This is a genomic window from Cryobacterium sp. Hb1, from assembly GCF_004403585.1.
Taxonomy (GTDB): Bacteria; Actinomycetota; Actinomycetes; order Actinomycetales; family Microbacteriaceae; genus Cryobacterium; species Cryobacterium lyxosi.
In genome coordinates, this window is record NZ_SOHI01000032.1 from 1 (window position 1) to 19934 (window position 19934).

A 19934-nucleotide genomic window follows, 5' to 3' on the forward strand; every position below is an offset into this window, starting at 1 on the left:
AGCTCCCAGAACCGCGCCTGCTTCTCCACCAACTCATACTTCGACCACACGTACAACACCTCACAAAATCGAGTGTTGCGACGACCAGTTGAATCCGCCGTTCCCTTCTGAAACTCCTACTGTGGTGGCGCCAACCGCTGCATCACCTCCGCCGGCCCCGACTTCACCGTGCGGTCCGGCTCGGCGTAGTGGGCCTTCGTCGTCGACGTCGAGGTGTGCCCGAGCATGTCGGCCGCCGCCTGCATGCCGAGCTCATTGGCGAGGAGCGTCGCCCCGGTGCGGCGAAAGGAGTGCGGAGTGATGTTCAGGCCCTCGAGGCCGGCATTCCGCAGGATCTCCCGAAACGTGCGCCTGACGTTGTATGGCGCGAGTGGAGTGCCCACTCTCGAGTAGAACAGCAGATGTTCCGTGTCCTCCGGATCGAGCAGTGCCAAGCGCTGGCGGATGACCTCGACCGCGAAGGGCGGCATTCCAATGACCCGGTTCGACTCGTGGGTCTTGGGATGCTCCTGACGGTGCACGCCGGCTTTGTTGTGCACCACAACCGTGCCGCATATGTGCACCCGCGGCGGGTCGCCCTCCAGGTCAATGTCGCACTGCCGAATGGCGAGCGCCTCGCCGATGCGCGTGGCGGTGCCGAGCATCACCTCGATGATGTCGCGCACCTGGCCGTCGGATCGCGGCCCCATCCTGCCGTCTTCCGTGCGCCATTCGCGGGCTGCCAGGCGGATGGCGGCTATCTGCTCGGTCGTGAGCGCCTTCGGCGTGTGCGGCGGCCTCTTCATCCGCGACGTCTCCTTCATCGGATTGCGCGGAATGATCTCCCGCCGCACCGCGAATGCCAGGATCATGCCGAGCAGCGTGCGGGAGTGCTTGGCTCGCGGATACGACTGCGCTCGCTGCTGCCTCAGGAAAAGCTCGATGCGTCCAACAGTCACTTCTCGAATCGTGAAGTTTTCAAAGAACGGCACGACAAGCACGCGCAGTTCACGCTGATACGTGTCTTTCGTACCCTGGGAACGGTCGACATCGAGCATCACGTCTTCCATCCATGCCTCGGCGAGCAGCGGAAACGGCGAGCTCGCGGTCAGCGAGTCCCCTGCCCCACCGGTGCGCAGGCGCGCAGCCAGATCGACCTTGAGCGCTGCCTGCGCCGCGTTTCGACTCTCACGCGTCGCGCCGACCTGTCGAGACTGTCCGTCCCAGTCACGGAAGACGGTCGTGGCCCTGAACCGTCCTGGGCCGAGCTTGACGGTTGTGATCGAGCCGAACGTGCTGATCGGCAGACGTGGACGACCCGCCACTAGTGATCGCCCCCACGATCGCCCAGAGCCGGTTCAGGCTCGTGCAGACTGTCGAGCCATCGCCGAACATCGGAGATACGGTAGCGGATCTCCCGGCCGACTCGAATGCCGGAGGGCCCACGACCGTCGGTGCGCAGGTCATAGATGGCTTGCACCTGCACGCCGACATATTCGGCGAGCTCACTTGTCGTCAAAACGGGCTCGAGACCGAGCCCCAAGAGTTTTTCAGTGTCCATAACCCGTAGGTGTTCGAGGTCATCCCAGATGACTCGAACAGGGTCGTGCACCTTCTTTACGAGGACCTGAGAAAGCTGTATATTTTTGAATAAACAATGGATAAACAATGGGTGTATCAAGTCTTGCCCTTTCGGTACAGACAAGAAACCCTGATCAGATTCAAATTGCAGTAGGGCGGCCGGGACTTGAACCCGGGACCGACGGATTATGAGTCCGCTGCTCTAACCAGCTGAGCTACCGCCCCAAAGAGAACGACCAAACGGTCGTTCCCACAAATACGTGACTATCCCGGCGTCTGCGACGAAACCCCGTTGGTGACCAGATCGCTCACCGGCTCCCCACGATACAGGCATTCGAACGTGTTCAAAGTGCGCTTGATGTCGTGCGCGGCAATGAGTTTGAGTGACTCCCGCTTGAGTGCCTCCAGGCGTTCTGGGGTAGCCGTCAGCACCAGGGTCAGTTTGTCCGCCAGATCCCGCGCGTCGCGCGGCTTGAACAGGTACCCGTTGGCCTGGTCATGAACGAGATGTGGAAGCGCCATTGCATCGGCGGCCACAATTGGCAATCCCGACGCCATGGCCTCCATCGTGGCGATACTCTGCAGCTCGGCAATGGACGGCATGGCGAAGACCGTGGCCCGTGAGTACGCCGCGCGCAGTTCGTCATCCGTCACATAGCCGGTGAACGTGACACGGGAGCGGATGCCGAGCGTGTCGGCCAGGTGCTCCAGGTTGCGTTTCTGGTCGCCCCCGCCGACAATCTCGACCCGGGCGTCGAGGTCAGGTGACAACAGCGCTGCCGCCTGCAGGAGCACGTCGATCTGCTTCTCTCCGGTGACGCGACCGACGAATAGGATTCGGTTCTTTGTGCGCGGCTCGAAGTTCGGTGCGTAGTTGTCAGCGTCGATTCCGCAGGAGATCGCATGGACACCGGTGAGACCGGTGTATTTCTCCAAAAACTGTGCGGCCCGTATGGTCGGGGTGGTGACGGCTGCGGCGCGGCCGAACGTGCGCCGGGCAGCACGCCAGGCGGCCTTGATAACGCGATCTTGTAAGCCGACCGGCACGAGGGAGAACTTCACCATATTCTCGGGCATGAAGTGATTCGTGCCGACCAGGCGGATGTTGCGCTTGGCCGCCTCGATCGAAACACCGCGGCCGACGTTGATGTGGGACTGAAAGTGCACGACGTCGGGATGGAAAGAGTTGAGAATGCGCCGGCTTTCACCACGAATCAGCCAGGGCAGGGCGTAGCGTAACCAGTCGTGCGGGTACCAGCGCCAGCTGTGCAGGCGATGCACCACCATCGGCTGTCCCTCGTGCATTTCGGTCCAACTGCCGTGCTTGCGCGACGCCGCGGGAGCCATGATCTGAACTTCGTGGCCTCGTGCCACCAGGCCGGCGGCCAGTCGCTCGGCAAATCGAGCAGCACCGTTCACATCGGGTGCAAAAGTGTCGGCGGCGATGAGAACACGAATCCGCGGCTTTTCAGACGGCACACTCGCGGCGCGCTCGGGCGCATTGCCCGGGGTTGGGCTGCTCAGCAAGTCGGTCGAATCTGACAAGTGGAGTGGTCCCTACGTTGTTGGGCCGGAGATCATCATCCGGCAGGAAATCTCGAGTGCACTCGCTGGAAATGACGCGGTGCAGTCGAACCCTATTCTAAACCGTGCCCACCCAGCGGTGTCCCGCACCGCGGGGGCCCAAAATTCTTCGCGAGTCAGCGGTCGAGTTGAGGGTGGTAGCGCGCGAGCAGAAAAACCCCCCAAATGGCAATTGCCCCGGCCACGACGAAGGCGACGGCAGCTGCGGGCGGTGCTTGGCTGGCTTCGCCCAGCACGATGATTCCAATGCCGACAGCGACGAGCGGGTCGACAACAGTGAGCCCTGCAATCACGAGATCCGGTGGTCCCGACGCGTAGGCGTTCTGCACGAAGTACGCTCCCAGCACAGCGGCGAGCAGTAGGCCGAGCACGCACGTCAACGTAAGCCAATCAAAGTTTCCGTTCTGGGTGCGATTGATGACGACCTTGGCCAACGTCGCTACGAATCCGTAGAGCACGCCGGCACCGAGAATGTAGAAAATTGCCTGTGACCGGCGGCGGAGAAACCCGAAGGCAAGCGCAAAGGCCAGCAGAACGACAGCGAGAACGATGAGGATTGTCACCAGGTTTTGATCGGTGACCGGCTTGTCGACGGCGGTGAACGCTGCCACGGTCACGAACAGGCCTACCCCGCCCACGCACATAGAGATGGCGATAATGCTCGCCCGATTGAGCTTGACCTTGCTGACTCGGGCGTTCAGGACGGCGGTGATGACGAGGGCGACCGCCCCGAGCGGCTGCACGACGATGATGGGCGCGAAGGCAAGGCTCGTCAGTTGGAACACAACAGCCAGGCCGAGCATGAGAGTTCCAAACACCCAGGACGGCCGGGCTAGCAGCAGGGTGAGCTGGCGCGCGCTGAGCCCGCCGGTGACCGCTTTGGTGCGCGCCTCGACCTTATTCACGCCGCGATGCTGAAATTGAGCGCCGAGGGAGAGAAAGACGGCGCCGACCAAGGCCAGCGGAATGCCGATGGCCTGCCGCGGATCAATGGCGATTTCTGTCGCCAGATCGGTTAGGTCAGGAGTCACTTGACGACCCTATCGACAAGCTTGACGATATTCTTGAGGAATGGCCGTACGCGCGATAGTAATTTCAGGTGACCCCGTTCTCCACTCCCCCGCTGCTCCCGTCGTCGATTTCGACGACGATTTGCGCGCGTTGGTGAAGGACATGTTTGAGACGATGGATGCTGCGCCAGGGGTCGGTCTGGCTGCCACGCAGGTGGGAGTCGGGCTGCGCATCTTCACCTACAGCTACCAGGACGACGATGACCTGTCCTGGCGGGGCGTCGCGATCAACCCTGAACTCTGGATCACACCGGTGTCGGCCGAGCCCGTGGACGACGAAGATGTCGACGAAGACGAAGGATGCCTGTCATTTCCGGGCGAACGTTTTCCACTGAAACGGGCAGAGTCGGCCATTCTGCGCGCTGTCGACGTCGAGCAAAAACCCTTTGAGATTCGAGCGGACGGCTGGCTCGCCCGTATCTTCCAGCACGAGTACGACCACCTCGACGGCACCCTATATGTTGACCGCCTCGAGCACGTCTACGCGAAGGCGGCGGCCAAGATCGAACGTAAGAAGAGTTGGGGCGTGCCCGGCCTGAGCTGGACCCCGGGGGTCGACAACCTCGAGGGGTAACGCCCCAGCACGAGTATCAGGCACTGTGAGCGGTACCGAGGTCACCGGCTGAGGTCTACACCGTGCACGCCGTTGTGAAAGCGCAGGGATGGGAACACGGCTGACACCGAGAAACCCAGTCCGGGTACCGTTCCGGCGTTGAAGACACCACCGAAGAGCTGCGCGCGCTCCCGCATCTGCGTGATGCCGGGACCGGCGATGCTCTCGCTGAGGGCCTTGAGGTCGTCCTCGATCGTGTACGGGGTGCGTGCAGCCTGTTCGCCAGCTTCCTTGCCGTCCCGACGGGCTGCGGCACGGATACCGTCATCGTCGACGAGCAATTGCAGGCCGTCCCTGGTCCAGGTGAACGACACGCGCGCTTCGGTTCCAACGCCGCCGTGCTTGAGCGCGTTTGAGAGGGCGCTCTGCAGAATTCGGAAGATGGCCAGCTCGGCACCAGCCTTGAGCGCGAATCGTTCGCCCGATTCGATGAACCCGACCACCAGACCGGCGTCACGCATCACGCGAAACAGGTCGCGGGTTGACTGCGGGCCAGGCTGTAATGCCCCGACCGTTTCGCCCTCGCGCACGATCGTCAGCACGCGACGCATGTCAGCGAGGGCCACCCGGCCATCATCAACGAGCGCCGTGGCGGCGCGCACGGCCGTTGACGGATCGCTCTCCGCCATGTAGCGGGCGCCCTCGGCCCGCGTGACGAGGCGGGCAATGGCGAGCACTGCGCCATCCTGCAACTCCCGAATGATGGCCAGGCGCCCCTGTTGCTCGGCGAGGGAGAGTTCCAGTTCAATGCGCACACGTTCAGCGGCATTGCGATCGAAGATGACCCGTCGTGAGCGCAGCAACGAGATGGTCCACAACACGAGCAGCGCCCCGGATAGTACGCCGAGTGCCGGTACCAGAAGTTGCGAGAAATCCACTGCTGACCGCCGTTTCTTGTGCCGAAACCATGGCGCAATGTAAGAGGTGAAAAAAACCTTCTGTCGAAACAAAAACATAGCGACAAAAAAGGCCACCCGGGGTGGAGCCCTGAGTGGCCTTTCGCTCCCCGACTTGGACTCGAACCAAGAACCTGCGCATTAACAGTGCGCTGCTCTGCCAATTGAGCTATCGAGGAATACTGGAACAGCGTTGTTACTTTACCAAGATTTCTTGTTGTGCCAAAACCACGACGACTGCCGATTGGCTCTAAGTTCTTATTTTGACCACCGAAAAGCCTTTGCAGGCCACGAAAAGTGGGCCACGGCCAACAGTTGAGCAGTCTGGTGCTCCAAAAGCCGGTCGGGCGTGTCGGACCAATCGCGACCGATCGCGCTTCACAACGGATGCGATCGATCGCGACCCAGATCAGTACCCGGCCGCGCCACCGGTTTCACCGCTGATGTCGCCAACCTCGACGCTGCGCACATCATCGACGACGGCAGTGTCTGCGAGAGGCTGCAAGGCTGCGGCGAGTCCACGGACATACGGGTGCCACGGGTCTCGAAAGACGTCGTCGATGGTGCCGAGACCGACCAGCACGCCCTGGTGCATGACACCGATGCGACTGGTGACCCGCTGCAGCACGGCCAGGTCGGAGCTGATCACGAGCGCGGAAAAGGATCGTTCCTGCTGCAGCTCGCTAATCAGGTCAATCACGGCGTCCCGGACCAGTACATCAACGCCCGCTGTGGGCTCGTCAGCGATCAACAGGGCCGGACCGTATACGAGTGCCCGGGCCAGCGCTACCCGCTGTCGTTGACCGCTGGAGAGCTCATAGGGATACTGACTGAGAAGAGCCAGCGGCAGGCGCACCGCATCGATCATGGTGGCGACCTGGGCGCCGAGCGCACGACGGTTATAGCGTCGATCCCGTTCGAGCACCGGTTCGGCGACAATCTCGGCCACCGTCATGGTCGACGGCAGGGTATCCGCGGCATCCTGGGCCAGCAGCCCCACTCCGAAGGTGAGCCGGGTCAGCTTGCGTTTGCTGATACGGCGCAGCTCGAACCCGAGCACCGTCGCCTCTCCCCCGGTGATTTGCGGACGGATGCCGGCGGCATCGTTCACGAAGGCGTCACCGGAGAGCACCCGGGCGAGGGTGCTTTTGCCCGAGCCGCTCTCACCGAGCAGACCCACGACCTCCCCCGGTGCGATGCGCAGGGTGAACCCGTGCACCGCAACGAACGCCGGGCTCGCCCCGTGCGGCGGGTATTCGATGGTCAGATCGCTCGTTTGAATCGGGGGAACGGATGCTGCGCCATGCCTCATCTGATCTATCCTGCCGCACGCAGGATGCGAAGTTCATCCCTCCGCAGAGCCTGCGCCGCCGGATCAGGAACCGGCAGCGACGCCAGCAGCCGCTGGGTGTAGGCATCCTTCGGGGAACCGAGTACTTCAGCGCCGGTTCCTTCCTCGACCAGTTTTCCCTGGTAGAGCACGGCAATGCGGTCGGCGAGAATATCGACGACGGCAAGGTCGTGGCTGATGAACAGCGCAGCGAAGCCGAACTCTTTCTGCAGCTCGGCGAAGAGCTCGAGCACCTTCGACTGCACCGACACGTCGAGCGCGCTGGTCGGTTCGTCCGCGATGAGCAGGCGTGGCTCCAGCGCGAGTCCGCGGGCCAGGCTCGCGCGCTGACGCTGTCCACCGCTGAGCTCGTGCGGGTAGCGGTCACCGAATGCGCGCGGCAGCTGGACCGCCTCGAGCAGCTCGTTGACGCGCCTACGGGCGGCACGGGGGTTGGCTGCTCGCCCGTGTACGACGAGCGGTTCGGCCACGCACTCAGCGATCGTGAGTAGCGGGTTGAAGCTCGATGCCGGGTCCTGAAAGACGAAACCGATGTCACTGCGCACCTTCTTGAAGGCGCGTTCCTTGAACCCATTCATCTCATGGCCGAGCACGGTGAGGGATCCACCAGTCACCCGGGTCAGTCCGGCCATGGCGCGACCGATCGTGGTCTTGCCCGATCCGCTCTCACCGACCAGGCCGAGTACCTCGCCGGGACGAATGGTGAAGCTCACTCCATCGACGGCGGTGAAACCAGGTTTGCCGAGCCGACCTGGGTACTGAATTTTCAGGTTGTCGGCGACAACGACCGGCTTAGCCGCTGCCCAGTCAGCCTCGCGAGCCTCAAGCCTTGCGGTAGCCCGCGATGTGCCCTGACCGACATGCGGCACCGAGCCGAGCAGTCGTTTGGTGTACTCGTGCTGCGGATTCGAGAACAGAGCCTGAGCGGGGGCCTCTTCGACAATTTTGCCCTCGTACATGACGACGACGCGGTCGGCGAGGTCGGCGACCACGCCCATGTTGTGGGTGATCAGCACAATCGCACTGCCGAACTCGTCGCGGCAGCGTCGCAGCAGGTCGAGAATCTCGGCCTGTACCGTCACGTCGAGGGCCGTGGTCGGTTCATCGGCGACGATCAGCCCGGGGTCGAGCACGAGGGCCATGGCGATGACCACGCGCTGTTTCTGCCCGCCCGAGAACTGGTGTGGATAGTAGTCGACGCGGCTCTCCGGGTCGGGGATTCCGACCCGGCCGAGAATCTCAATCGCCTTGGCGCGGGCTTCTTTGCGGCTGAACTCACCGTGGGCCCGAATGCCCTCCGCGATCTGCCAGCCGACGGTGTACACGGGGTTCAGCGCCGTAGACGGCTCCTGAAAAACCATGGAGACATCCGTTCCCCGCAGCTGGCGCAGCTTCTGCTTGCCCACGGAGAGCACGTCATTGAACGTGGACCCGTCCTTGCTGCTGAGGATCACGGCACCATGGGCGATCGCCGTTTCCGGGAGTAGGCCCAGAATGGTCTTGGCGGTAACGGTCTTGCCGCTGCCGCTCTCCCCCACGATGGCGAGAACCTCGCCGGGGGCGACGCGCAGGCTGACCCCGTCGACGGCCGTGACCGCTCCGCCATCGGTGGCAAAGGTCACATTGAGGTTGTCGATGCGGACGACGTCGGGCAGGGAGCTCATTATTTGGCCTCGTATGGGTCGTCGTTCGGGTGTTCGTCGAAAGCCGGCAAGCGGGCCTCAAGCCCGTCGATACCGCCAGGTCCGGCATTGAGGGTTCCGCCGGGGACGACGCTGGTGGCAGCAATCCCGCCGCTGGCGGTGTTGCCTGGAGCACGTCGACTGCGCAGTCGTGGGTCGGCGAGGTCGTTCAGGCTTTCGCCGACCAGGGTGATGCCGAGAACGACAAGCACGATGGCAAGCCCCGGGAACAGGCTGGTCCACCAGATACCGCTCGAGACGTCGGACAGCGATTTGTTCAGGTCGTACCCCCACTCGGCGGCCGAGGATGGCTCGATGCCGAAGCCGATGAAGCCGAGGCCCGCCAGTGTCAACAGCGCCTCGGAAGCGTTCAGCGTAAAGATGAGGGGCAGGGTTCGCGTGGCGTTGCGCAAAACGTGGCGAAACATGATGCGTCCGTTGCTCGCACCGAGCACCCGGGCCGACTCCACGTAGGCCTCAGCCTTGATGCGCACGGTTTCGGCGCGGATCACTCGAAAGTACTGCGGAATGAAGACAACCGTGATCGAGATCGCGGCGGCGAAGATTCCGCCCCACAGACCAGAGCGGCCGCCGGAGATGACGATGCCCATGACGATCGCCAGCAGCAGCGCCGGAAAGGCGTAAACGGCGTCGCAGATGACGACGAGCACCCGGTCGAGCCATCCGCCGAAGTAACCGGAGACGAGGCCGAGGGCTACGCCGGCGAAGATCGAGAGCACGATGGCGATGACCATCACGGTGATCGCGGTCTGCGAGCCCCAGATAACACGGGAAAACACGTCGTAGCCGCCGACGGTAGTACCGAGCAGGTGTGCGCCGCCGGGCGCCTGCTGGGCGCCGAAGGGGCCGCTGTCATCGCGCAGCTGGCTGTAGCCGTACGGCGCGAGCAGTGGCGCGAAGATTGCGGTCAGAATGAAGACGCCGGTGATGACGAGGCCGGCCACGAGCATGCCGCGTTGCAGGCCGACGCTCTGGCGGAGTTGATGCACAACGGGCAGGCGGGTCCAGAGCGGAGCTTTGGGGCGCGTGGTTTCAACAGTCATGGTCAGTACCGCACTCTCGGGTCGATGAGCGCGGCGATGATGTCCACGATGAAGTTGGACAGGGCAACGATGACGGCGAGCAGTGCGACGATGCCCTGCACGGCCACGAAGTCGCGAGCCTTGATGAATTCGATGAGGATGAATCCCAGTCCCTTCCACTCGAAGGTGGTTTCGGTCAGTACTGCGCCACCGAGCAGTAGTGCGATCTGCAGGCCGATGACGGTGATGATGGGGATGAGCGCTGGCCGGTAGGCGTGCTTGCTCACCAGACGAAATTCATTGACACCGCGCGAGCGGGCGGCATCCACATAGTCGGTGCCGAGAGTGCCGATGACGTTGGTGCGCACGAGCCGGAGGAACACTCCGGCCGTCAGCAGCCCCAGGGCCAGAGCGGGGAGTACAGCGTGGGCCAGAACATCTCCGAAGACCGCGGGGTCGCCGGTTTGCAAAGCGTCGATCGTGTAGACGCCGGTCTTATTGGGCAGGAACCCCATTTGCAGTTCGGAGCCGGTCGTTGCTCTCCCTGCTACGGGTAGCACCTTGAGCCACACGGCGAAGACCAGCTTGAGCAGGAGTCCGGCGAAGAATACCGGTGTGGCGTAGCAGAGGATGGCGAACACGCGCAGGACGGCATCCGGTGCCTTGTCGCGCCAGTAAGCCGCGACCATGCCGAGCGGGATTCCGACGATGAGTGCCACCAGGAGGGAATAAAAGACCAGCTCCGCAGTCGCAGCCCCATAGGTGAGGAGAACCTCGGAGACTGGCCGGTTGGTGCTGATCGTGGTGCCGAAATTGCCGGTGAAGATGTGGCCGAGGTATTCGAAATACTGCACCAGGATAGGGCGGTCGTATCCAGCTTCGTGGATGCGTTCGGCGAGCTGATCAGGCGCAAGACGGCCACCAAGAGCCGCAGTGATGGGGTCGCCCGTTGCACGCATGAGCCAGAACACCATGGTGACCAGGATGAATATCGTGGGAATGATAAGAAGAAACCGAATCAGCAGATATCGACCGATTCCGCCGCCCTGACTGGTCTTCTTCTTCAAAGCGCGTCCGCCGGTCGGCGCGGATGGCTTCAGAGCCACAATGGACATAACTACCTCACGATTGCAAAAGAATCGGGGGCATCCAGCGAATTCGCGCTGAACACCCCCGGTGGTCTGACTATTAAACTTTATCCGACGTGCCGATTATCCCTTGGAGAGCGCTCCGTAGCGGAACTTGAACGAATCGTCGAGTGTGTCCTTGGTGCCGGTGATGTCCGTACCGGTGACTGCGACCTGCGAACCTTGCAGCAGCGGGAGAGTCGACAGCTGGGCCGCGACTTTGTCCTGGATCTCACCGATGAGCGCGGTGCGCTCTGCCGGGTCAACCGTGACGGCCTGCTTCAGGATCAAGTCGTTGACTTCCTGGTCGCTGTAGTGGTTCTTGATGAAGTTTTTGGTCAGGAAGAACGGTGTCAGGTAGTTGTCGGCGTCGGTGTAGTCCGGGAACCAACCGAGCTGGTAAGCGGGGTACACGTCGGTGGTACGGTCCTTGACGTACTGCACGTATTCGGTCGACTGCAGGGAGACGTTGAACAGGCCGGACGAATCGAGCTGATCCTTGATCAGCGCGTACTCATCGCTCGATCCGGGACCGTAGTGGTCGGTGTTGTACTGCAGGCTGAAATCGACTGGAACACTGACTCCGGCGGCCTCCAGGGTCGCTTTAGCCTTGTCGAGGTCAGGCGCACCCGATCCGTCGCCGTAGAGGCCCTTGAGGGACTCGTTCGCACCGGTCAAGCCGTTGGGAACATAGGAATACAGCGGGGTGTAGGTGCCCTTGTAGACCTGGTCGGCGAGCTCGCCGCGGTCGACGATATCGGCCACTGCCTGACGCACGGCCAGTGCTTTGGCCGGGTCGGCCTCGGCGGTCGTCGCTCCGTACGGCTGCGTATTGAAGTTGAAGGTGATGTACCGGATCTCACCACCGGGGCCGTCCAGAACAGACACATTGTCGTTGCCGCGGAGGTCGTCAATATCGGTAGCTGACAGGCTGCGCAGGGCGACGTCCACGCTGCCCTCCTGAACCTCGAGCTTGAGGTTGGACGAGTCGGTGAAGTACTTCACGTTGACGCCGTCGTTCTTCGCGGCGCCCCAAAGCCCCTGGTACCCTTCGAATTTCTTGTACGAGATGATGTTATTGAAGTCGTAGCTCGCAATTTCATACTGTCCGGCGAACGCCTTGGCGGCGACGATGTCGTCGTCGGCGGTCAGTTCCGTGGCCGAGAAGGATTCTTCGTCGACGATGGGACCGGCCGGGCTCGACAGGATCTGGGGAAAGATCTGATCGTTGGCAGCCTTGAGGGTGAAAACAACCGTGGTGTCGTCCACGGCCGCGGTGCTCGCAAGGTTGTAGAGAAGCGATGACGGGCCGTTATCGGCAGCGATCGCGAGCTGGCGATCAAAGCTGAATTTCACGTCCGATGAGGTGAGGGCATTGCCGTTGGCCCAGGTGAGGTCAGGCTTGAGGGTGACGGTATATTCCGTCGGCGAGGTGAACTCCGCCTTGGTAGCGATGTCGGGTTCGACTTCGGAGCTGCCGTACGGCGTGTTCATGAGAAAGGGGAACACCTGCAGCTGAACATTGAACGATCCAGCGTCATAAGAACCAGCGGGGTCGAGGGTGGTGACCTTGTCGGTCGTACCGAGGATGATGGTGCCCCCGGCGTTGGGGGTAGAACCGCCCGAAGCGCAGCCGGCCAGAACGAGCGCCGCGGCGGTCAGTCCGGCTGTGGCAGCGAGAGCGCGCTTGCCGTTAGTGAATGCGGATGTCATATCCGTCGTCCTCTTCCTCTAGAAGTTCTTAGATCAGGAACGCTCGAAAAGAGCGCAGCTGTTCCTTGCGGTTAGCCAAGAGGTAGCACAGAAGTAGCAGATAGCAACGATCTGTGGCTGCTTCTTTACAGATCTGCAACAAACTCGGCCTCAAGTGTTGCAGGGTGAAGTTCCTTGCTGCGATTTGCTGGCGAGGATGCGAAAAAAGCCGGTTGCACAGTCATTCTTCGCGAAGGGCGCGGCGCTCGGCCTCGACCCGCACGAGTTCGCGCTGAAGAGTGCGGTACATCTCGGTGTCGGCGGCATCCGCTCGCTGGAGGCGCCCGAGCAATTCTGCCTTGAGCCTGAGCAGGTCTTTGTCAATGAGCACGATCGTGATGTCGCGTACGTAACGGGCGACATCTTTCTCGGTGCGCTCGGGAAGATTCGCCATGGCGAGCTCCTGCACGAGGTTCTTGAAGGTGTCAGGCACCTCGGAGACCACCCGCTCGAGCCAGTCTGGCGCGTCGAAATGAGAGAGACTCGCGGCGATGGCATCGCGCACGACCGCGAGCGACGTGTTCGCAAAGGATGTCTGCACCGCGCTGTCAAGGATGTCTCTGCCGATCAGTGTCGGTCGCTGAAGCATCGCCATGAGGCCGTCGCGCTCGAGCCGGGTGACCGGGTCGCCGGGCAATTCGACCAGCGAGAACGGGCGCTCAGGCAGGACTTCGATCGTGCCGGCGTGGCGCGGTGCGTTCGGTGCGCCGCTCGCCGCGGCGCGCGTCCCGGATTGGGCGTTCGTCACCGCCTTGGCCACTTCGCCCATGTCGACTCCCAGCATGCGGGAGAGTTCGCGGGTATAGCCGGGGCGCAGCACCGGGTCGCGAATATCGCCGACCACGGGAGCCGCGGCACGCAGGGCCGCCGTTCGGCCCTCAACGGTGTCGAGATTGTACTGCGAGAGAATCTGCCGAATCATGAACTCGAACATGGGCTTCTTCGAGTCGACCAATCGCCGTACGGCGTCGTCACCGCGTTGCAGCCGCAGGTCGCAGGGGTCGAGTCCTTCCGGGCCGACGGCCACATAAGTCTGGGCGGAGAACCGCTGCTCTTCGCTGAAGGCGCGCATCGCGGCCTTCTGGCCGGCGGCATCCGGGTCGAATGTGAAAACGACCTCGCCAACTCCCGAATCGTCACCGAGCACACGGCGCAGCACCTTGATGTGGTCGACACCGAATGAGGTGCCGCAGGTAGCGACGGCCGTGGTGATTCCGGCCAGGTGGCAGGCCATGACGTCGGTGTAGCCCTCGACAACCACGACCTGGTGGCTGCGCGAGATATCACGTTTGGCCAGGTCGAGGCCATAGAGCACCTGGGCCTTGTGGTACACGGGAGACTCGGGCGTATTGAGGTACTTGGGGCCCTTGTCGTCCTCGAGCAGCTTGCGGGCGCCGAAGCCGATGGTCTGCCCGGTGATGTCTCGAATCGGCCACACCAGGCGACCACGGAAGCGGTCGTAGATGCCGCGGTCGCCACTGGAGACCAAGCCAGAGAGCGTGAGTTCTTCGGTGGTAAACCCGCGGCCACGCAGGTGGTTGGTCAGTTCGTCCCAACTTTTCGGGGCGAACCCAACCCCGAATCGAGTTGCGGCGTTGGCGTCGAATCCGCGTTGGCCCAGGAAAGCGCGGCCGACCTCGGCACCCGCACTGCCGAGCTGTTCAATGAAGAAATCGGATGCTGCCTGATTGGCAGCGAGCAGTCGCGCACGATTACCGTGGTCGGGAGCTGCGCCGGAACCGTCTTCGTAGTGCAGGTCGAGGCCGACCCGACCGGCCAGGCGTTCGACGGCCTCACTGAAGCTGACGTGGTCCATTTTCTGCAGGAAGGAGTAAACATCACCGCTCTCACCACAGCCGAAGCAGTGGTAGAAACCCACCTGGGGACGTACGTGAAAGCTCGGGCTGCGTTCGTCGTGAAAGGGGCAGAGACCCTTCATCGAGCCGACACCCGCGGACTTCAGGGTGACGTAATCACCGACGATGTCGGCGATATTGGTGCGGGCCTTGACCTCTTCGATATCACTTTGTCGAATCAGTCCAGCCATGCCTAAATTCTATCGTCCCGGGGCGACGGGCTTCGTCGCCCGTTCCCGGGCCCATGTTCGGACCGTGGGCCCAGTTTATAGACTGGGCCCACGGTCCGGGCCCGGGCCCCGTCCACAGGGGGGTGTCGGGAGGGGGTGTCGGGAGGGGGGTGTCGGGAGGGGGAGTTTTAGCCCTGAACCAGGCGCTCGTACCAGGCCAGTGCTGACTGGTCGGTGAGGCTGGCGACCTGGTCGACGACGACGCGCTTTCGGGCGGCAGCATCGGCGGCAGCATGCCAGTCTTCGCGAAAGCCCGGGTCAAGGTGCTCGTCGCCGGACTGGTGCAGGGTTTCAGCCAGCATGGTGAGCACCTGCCGCTGCTGCACGTAGATGGGCTTGCGGGTGTTGCGGGTCATCACAAATGCCGCCACAATGCCTTTGAGCACCGCGATTTCAGCCTGGATCTCGCGCGGCACGACCACGTTAGCCCCGAAGCGCAGCATATTCGCACCGGGGTGCGCCTCCTTGGTGGCGTGCACAGCCGCACCGCTGAAACGACCGATGAGCTGGCTCGTCAGGTTCTTGAGGCGACCCTGGTCGCGGCGTCCGGCAGTCCAGGACTCCATCCAGCCATCGAGAGAGTCGAGACGGTTGAATGCGGTGGCGAGGTCATCGGCGCTGGTGGCGTCGCCGATCCACTCTGACATGGTGGCGAGGAGTTCGTCATGGTCGGTGCGGCTGCTCAGGGCGGCCACGTCGACGTAGCCGTTGACGATTGCGTCTTCAAAGTCGTGCACGCTGTACGCGATGTCGTCGGAGAGATCCATCACCTGTGCTTCGATGCAGAGCCGGCGGTCGGGCGCTCCGGCGCGCAGCCACTCGAACGCGGCGATGTCGTCCTGGTAGAACCCGAACTTGGCGCGCCCGCTCGGGTCATAGACCGAGGAGCTCTCGGGCCAGGGATATTTGCAGCTCGCGTCGAGACTGGCTCGGGTGAGGTTGAGGCCGTAGCTGTGACCATCGGGCCCGAACACCTTGGGTTCCAGCCGGGTCAATAGACGCAGGGTCTGGGCGTTGCCCTCGAAACCGCCGATGTCTTCGGACCACAGGCTGAGCGCCTTCTCGCCGTTATGCCCAAAGGGCGGATGCCCGATGTCGTGTGCGAGACAGGCTGTATCGACGATGTCGGGGTCGACGTTGAGGCGCGACGCAATCTCTCGCCCGACCTGAGCGACCTCGAGTGAGTGGGTGAGCCGATTTCGGGCGAAGTCAAGCCCCGCCGTTGGACTGAGCACCTGCGTCTTGGCCGCGAGGCGGCGCAGCGCGCTCGAGTGCAGCAGGCGTGCCCGGTCGCGGGCGAAGTCGCTGCGCCGCGAATAATGCTCCTCGGGAAGCCAACGCGCCTCGTCGGTCTCGCTGTATCCGGTTTTGTTAGCCACCGCTGGTATCCCCTTCGCCCTCGGTCAGATTCAGTCGTTGCGCACCGACAAGATCCTGCGATTCGAGCCAATGCTCGGGCAGCGACGGTTTCTTCGGTGTTCCCGCGCGACCACGCGGCCCCTCGACATCGGCGCCCGGGTAGGGCAACGAGGCGTCGAGGGTACCGAGCAGGTCGTCGAGCTGCGCCAGGGATTGCACCATGGCAAGGCTCGCGCGCAGGTCGCCGCCCACCGGGTAGCCCTTGAAATACCAGGCAACATGCTTGCGGATGTCGCGGCAAGCGCGATCTTCGCTATCGAAGTATTCGGTGAGCAGTTCCGCGTGGCGGCGGAAGGCATTGATGACCTGGCCGAGACCGGGTTCAGCTTTGAGTTGCTGGCCGCGGAACGCCGCAGCGAGGTCGCCGAACAGCCACGGACGGCCCAGGCATCCGCGCCCGACAACGACGCCGTCGCATCCGGTCTCACGAACCATGCGCAAGGCGTCGTCGGCTGACCAAATGTCACCGTTGCCGAGTACCGGCACGTCGCTGATGGCATTCTTGAGCTTCTCGATGGCCGACCAGTCGGCGTGGCCGGAGTAGAACTCGGCTGCCGTGCGCCCGTGCAGGGCGATGGATGACACGCCGGCCCCGGCAGCGGCCTTGCCGGCCTCAATATAGGTCAGATGGTCGGCGTCGATGCCCTTACGCATCTTCACGGTCAGGGGAATCGGGCCGGCCGCGGTGACGGCAGCTTCGACGATCTGGCGAAACAGACCGATCTTCCAGGGCAGGGCCGCTCCCCCGCCCTTGCGGGTGACCTTGGGTACCGGGCAGCCGAAATTGAGGTCGATGTGATCGGCGCGGTCCTCCGCGACGAGCATGGTCACGGCCTCGGACACGGTTTTCGGGTCGACGCCGTAGAGCTGGATGGAACGGGTCGTTTCGCTCTCGTGGTGGGTGATCAGCCGCATCGTCTCGGCGTTGCGCTCCACGAGTGCGCGAGAGGTGATCATCTCGCTGACAAACAGTCCGGCACCGTATTCGCGGCACAGCCGGCGGAACGCCGTGTTGGTGATACCGGCCATCGGCGCGAGCACCACGGGCACGTCGAGCGTGAGCGAGCCTATTCTCAGCGGTTCGACCGCTGACGGCGCCGGCCCACCGATTGCTGGGGTGCGTAAAGTCATGTTGGTTCAATTCTCCCAGAAAGCAGAGGATCCGCGAATCGGCCGCGGCGGCAGGCCACACGGCACACAAAAGCGCAGCTGCCGCAGGGAATGGACCGTGCAACAGCTGCGCCTGTGCGCGCTGGGTCTAGATCAGCTGCAGCAGCCGCCACCGCAGCACGAACCGGCAGCCTCGTCGGTGTTCGCTTCGGTTTGTCCGAGGAGTTGGATGGTGGGTCGACCGGCTGGTTCGGTGTCTAGCGGCGGGACGATGGCGGTGTTGGTGTCGCTCATGCGATTTTCTCCTCTGATCTTTCGGTGAGTATCTGGTTGAGAGCCTGGGTAAAAGTAGCAGGATCCTGCGCGCCGGAGATGCCGTACTTGCCATCGATGACGAAGAACGGAACTCCCTGGATGCCGTATTCAGTAGCCAGCGCGACATCCGCTTTCACGTCGGCCAGGAAGTCGTGCGCGGTCAGGGCCCGCACGACGTCCGCGCGATCAAGGCCGATTTCCGCGGCCAGATCGGCTAGATCCTCGATTCGGCCAATATGACGCCCATCGACGAAGTATGCCTTCAGCAGACGCTCTTTCATGTCGATTTGGCGACCGTGTGCCTTGGCGTAATGCAACAACTCGTGGGAGATGACCGTATTGGTCTGGTGCACCGAGTCGTAGTCGTAGTGCAGGCCCACGCTCTCGGCAATGCCGGTGACACGCTCGAGCATCTCGGCGACCTGGCCGGCAGACATGCCTTTTGCCTCGCTCAGATACTCAGACGGTGTGCCGGCGTAGTCAACCGGGGTGTCGGGCGAAAGCTCGAAGCTGTGATATTCCACCTCGACGATACCGTCGAATTGGGCTGCGCCCGCCTCGAACTTGCGTTTACCGATGTAGCACCAGGGGCACTGCACATCCGACCAGATGTCGACCTTGATGGGGTCGACGCCGGTTAGTGGGCTTGTTGTGGATGCGGTCGCAGCGCTCGTATTCGTGTCAGTCACTTTCAGCACAACGGGGGCTGGTGTCTGCGTATTCCCCGTGCGGACCATTGCCGGCGGTGTTCAGGCCGTAGGAGTGTCGACTGCGCCGCCGTAGCGCCGGTTGCGCGAAGCGTAGAGCTCAATAGCGTGCCAGAGGTCGACCCGAGTGAAATCCGGCCACAGCGTATTGAGAAAGACCATCTCCGCGTAGGCGCTCTGCCAGAGCAAAAAGTTGCTCGTGCGCTGCTCCCCCGAGCTGCGCACGAACAGGTCGACGTCGGGCAGTTCCGGCACATACAACTGCCGGGCGATGGCCTTCTCGGTGATACCGGACGGCTTCAGCCTGCCGGCGGCAACGTCCTCGGCCAGAGCGCGCACGGCATCCGCTAGTTCGGTGCGACCGCCGTAGTTCACGCACATGGTGAGGGTGAGCACATCGTTGCCGGCGGTGAGCCGCTCGGCGAACTGCAGTTCGTTGATAACGGATGCCCACAGCTTCGGTTTGCGCCCGGCCCACCTGATACGCACGCCCCACTCGTTGAGTTGATCGCGGCGGCGGTGCAGCACGTCGCGGTTGAAGCCCATGAGAAAACGTACTTCCTCGGGCGAACGCTTCCAGTTCTCGGTGGAGAAGGCATACACGCTGAGATGTTTGACGCCGATCTGGATGGCCCCGGCGACGACGTCAAGCAGGGCGGCCTCGCCGGCCTTGTGCCCCTCAATGCGGGTGAGGCCCTGCCCGTTGGCCCAGCGACCGTTGCCGTCCATGACGACGGCGACATGCTCCGGCACGACCTTGCGGGGCAGCTCGGGCGGGTACAGGCCGGTCCAGTCGAGCGGTTTGAACGCGACAGCGCCTCGGTGGGTGAACGGGGCGTGCGCTGAACCTTTGAGACCGAACAGGCTCGCCATCATCGAGCGACGTGTTCCAGCGAGCGCAGCCCGCGGCCCAGGTGCCACTGGGTGTAGGCGGCGACGACGCCGGCCGCCTGGCTCTGGGCGCGTTCGGGCGACTCGGCGGCGTGCTCCCAATCGCCGGTCAGCAATGCACTCAGCAGGTCGATGGTCTCCGCATCGAGCCGGGGCGATCCGGGTGCGGCGCACTCGTCGCAGACGATGCCGCCCATCTGCACGACCATGGCGCTGTGTTGACCAGCCACACTGAGCTCACCGAGTGCGCCGCACCGGGCGCAGTCCTGAAAGCTCGGTGCCCAGCCAGCCATCGACACGGCACGCAGCAGGTAGGAGTTGAGGGTGAGGTGGGAACCGTGTTCCTGCCGGGACAGCGATCGCAGCGCGCCGACGAGCAGCAGGTATTGCTGGAGCGATCCCTCGGATTCGGTGAGTTTGTCGGCGGTCTCGACCATGACGCTCGCGGCGGTGTAGCTTCCGTAATCGGCGGTGATCAGGGCGCCATACGAGCCGAGTGACTCCGCCTGGGTGATGATATCGAGGCTGCGGCCCTCATAGAGCTGCACGTCGGCGACCATGAACGGCTCGAGCCTGGCCCCGAATTTGGAGCCGGTGCGCCGCACTCCCTTGGCGACTGCGCGCACCTTGCCGTGTTGCCGAGTGAGCATGGTGACGATGCGGTCGGCTTCACCCAGCTTGTGGGTGCGCAGCACGACGGCTTCATCTCGGTAGACAGGCACATCCAA

The 19934-nt window shown here is 63.1% G+C and carries 18 protein-coding genes and 2 tRNA genes; 1 reads left to right on the top strand and 19 read right to left on the bottom strand.

The window, feature by feature from the left end; all coding sequences use genetic code 11:
- Positions 1-116: 116 nt before the first annotated feature.
- The 5 genes from E3T38_RS13935 to E3T38_RS13955 all read right to left on the bottom strand — a co-directional run bounded on the left by E3T38_RS13935 (position 117) and on the right by E3T38_RS13955 (position 4175).
- Positions 117-1304, bottom strand: coding sequence for a site-specific integrase (locus E3T38_RS13935; protein WP_134548745.1), 1188 nt, complete (start codon positions 1302-1304; stop codon positions 117-119).
- Positions 1304-1540 (bottom strand): AlpA family transcriptional regulator, encoded by a 237-nt coding sequence (locus tag E3T38_RS13940; RefSeq protein WP_134548746.1) that lies wholly within the window; start codon positions 1538-1540, stop codon positions 1304-1306. The genes E3T38_RS13935 and E3T38_RS13940 overlap by 1 nt, the downstream gene beginning before the upstream one ends.
- A 171-nt stretch (positions 1541-1711) precedes the next feature.
- Positions 1712-1785, bottom strand: a tRNA-Ile gene (locus tag E3T38_RS13945).
- Positions 1786-1824: 39 nt separating this feature from the next.
- Positions 1825-3105 carry a glycosyltransferase gene (locus tag E3T38_RS13950; RefSeq protein ID WP_370449041.1) on the bottom strand — a complete coding sequence of 427 codons (1281 nt, stop codon included), beginning with the start codon at positions 3103-3105 and terminating at the stop codon, positions 1825-1827.
- 155 nt (positions 3106-3260) lie between these two features.
- Positions 3261-4175 (bottom strand): DMT family transporter, encoded by a 915-nt coding sequence (locus E3T38_RS13955; protein WP_134548747.1) that lies wholly within the window; start codon positions 4173-4175, stop codon positions 3261-3263.
- Positions 4176-4215: 40 nt separating this feature from the next.
- Here E3T38_RS13955 and def point away from each other — a divergent pair, with 40 nt between their 5' ends.
- Positions 4216-4788 (top strand): peptide deformylase, encoded by a 573-nt coding sequence (def, locus tag E3T38_RS13960; protein ID WP_134548748.1) that lies wholly within the window; start codon positions 4216-4218, stop codon positions 4786-4788.
- A gap of 41 nt (positions 4789-4829) precedes the next feature.
- On the opposite strand, the gene E3T38_RS13965 is transcribed toward def, so the two are convergent.
- From E3T38_RS13965 to recO, 14 genes are all read right to left on the bottom strand, one after another.
- Complete coding sequence (locus E3T38_RS13965; protein ID WP_134548749.1) at positions 4830-5705, bottom strand: sensor histidine kinase; 876 nt, start codon at positions 5703-5705, stop codon at positions 4830-4832.
- 124 nt (positions 5706-5829) lie between these two features.
- Positions 5830-5902: transfer RNA gene (locus E3T38_RS13970), tRNA-Asn, on the bottom strand.
- Between the two features lie 230 nt (positions 5903-6132).
- Complete coding sequence (locus E3T38_RS13975) at positions 6133-7035, bottom strand: ATP-binding cassette domain-containing protein (RefSeq protein WP_134548750.1); 903 nt, start codon at positions 7033-7035, stop codon at positions 6133-6135.
- Positions 7036-7040: 5 nt separating this feature from the next.
- Positions 7041-8738: an ABC transporter ATP-binding protein gene (locus E3T38_RS13980; protein ID WP_174775249.1), complete on the bottom strand. Its 1698-nt coding sequence runs from the start codon at positions 8736-8738 to the stop codon at positions 7041-7043.
- Positions 8738-9820, bottom strand: coding sequence for an ABC transporter permease (locus E3T38_RS13985; RefSeq protein ID WP_134548751.1), 1083 nt, complete (start codon positions 9818-9820; stop codon positions 8738-8740). The genes E3T38_RS13980 and E3T38_RS13985 overlap by 1 nt, the downstream gene beginning before the upstream one ends.
- Before the next feature lie 2 nt (positions 9821-9822).
- On the bottom strand, positions 9823-10914 hold the full coding sequence (locus E3T38_RS13990; protein ID WP_134548752.1) for an ABC transporter permease: 1092 nt from the start codon (positions 10912-10914) through the stop codon (positions 9823-9825).
- 96 nt (positions 10915-11010) lie between these two features.
- On the bottom strand, positions 11011-12639 hold the full coding sequence (locus E3T38_RS13995; protein ID WP_134548753.1) for an ABC transporter substrate-binding protein: 1629 nt from the start codon (positions 12637-12639) through the stop codon (positions 11011-11013).
- A gap of 220 nt (positions 12640-12859) precedes the next feature.
- The gene (gene dnaG, locus E3T38_RS14000; RefSeq protein ID WP_134548754.1) at positions 12860-14725 is read right to left on the bottom strand and encodes a DNA primase; all 1866 of its coding nucleotides are present in this window, start codon (positions 14723-14725) and stop codon (positions 12860-12862) included.
- A gap of 167 nt (positions 14726-14892) precedes the next feature.
- The gene (locus E3T38_RS14005; protein WP_134548755.1) at positions 14893-16143 is read right to left on the bottom strand and encodes a deoxyguanosinetriphosphate triphosphohydrolase; all 1251 of its coding nucleotides are present in this window, start codon (positions 16141-16143) and stop codon (positions 14893-14895) included.
- Complete coding sequence (gene dusB / locus E3T38_RS14010; RefSeq protein ID WP_134548756.1) at positions 16136-17314, bottom strand: tRNA dihydrouridine synthase DusB; 1179 nt, start codon at positions 17312-17314, stop codon at positions 16136-16138. Before dusB ends, E3T38_RS14005 begins: the two co-directional genes overlap by 8 nt.
- A 132-nt stretch (positions 17315-17446) precedes the next feature.
- Positions 17447-17587: a hypothetical protein gene (locus E3T38_RS16785; RefSeq protein ID WP_166805526.1), complete on the bottom strand. Its 141-nt coding sequence runs from the start codon at positions 17585-17587 to the stop codon at positions 17447-17449.
- The gene (locus E3T38_RS14015; RefSeq protein ID WP_370449042.1) at positions 17584-18306 is read right to left on the bottom strand and encodes a DsbA family protein; all 723 of its coding nucleotides are present in this window, start codon (positions 18304-18306) and stop codon (positions 17584-17586) included. The genes E3T38_RS16785 and E3T38_RS14015 overlap by 4 nt, the downstream gene beginning before the upstream one ends.
- Before the next feature lie 51 nt (positions 18307-18357).
- Positions 18358-19191, bottom strand: a complete 834-nt coding sequence (locus tag E3T38_RS14020; protein ID WP_241984492.1) for an isoprenyl transferase — start codon at positions 19189-19191, stop codon at positions 18358-18360.
- The gene (gene recO / locus E3T38_RS14025) at positions 19188-19928 is read right to left on the bottom strand and encodes a DNA repair protein RecO (RefSeq protein WP_134548758.1); all 741 of its coding nucleotides are present in this window, start codon (positions 19926-19928) and stop codon (positions 19188-19190) included. Before recO ends, E3T38_RS14020 begins: the two co-directional genes overlap by 4 nt.
- Between the last annotated feature and the right edge of the window lie 6 nt (positions 19929-19934).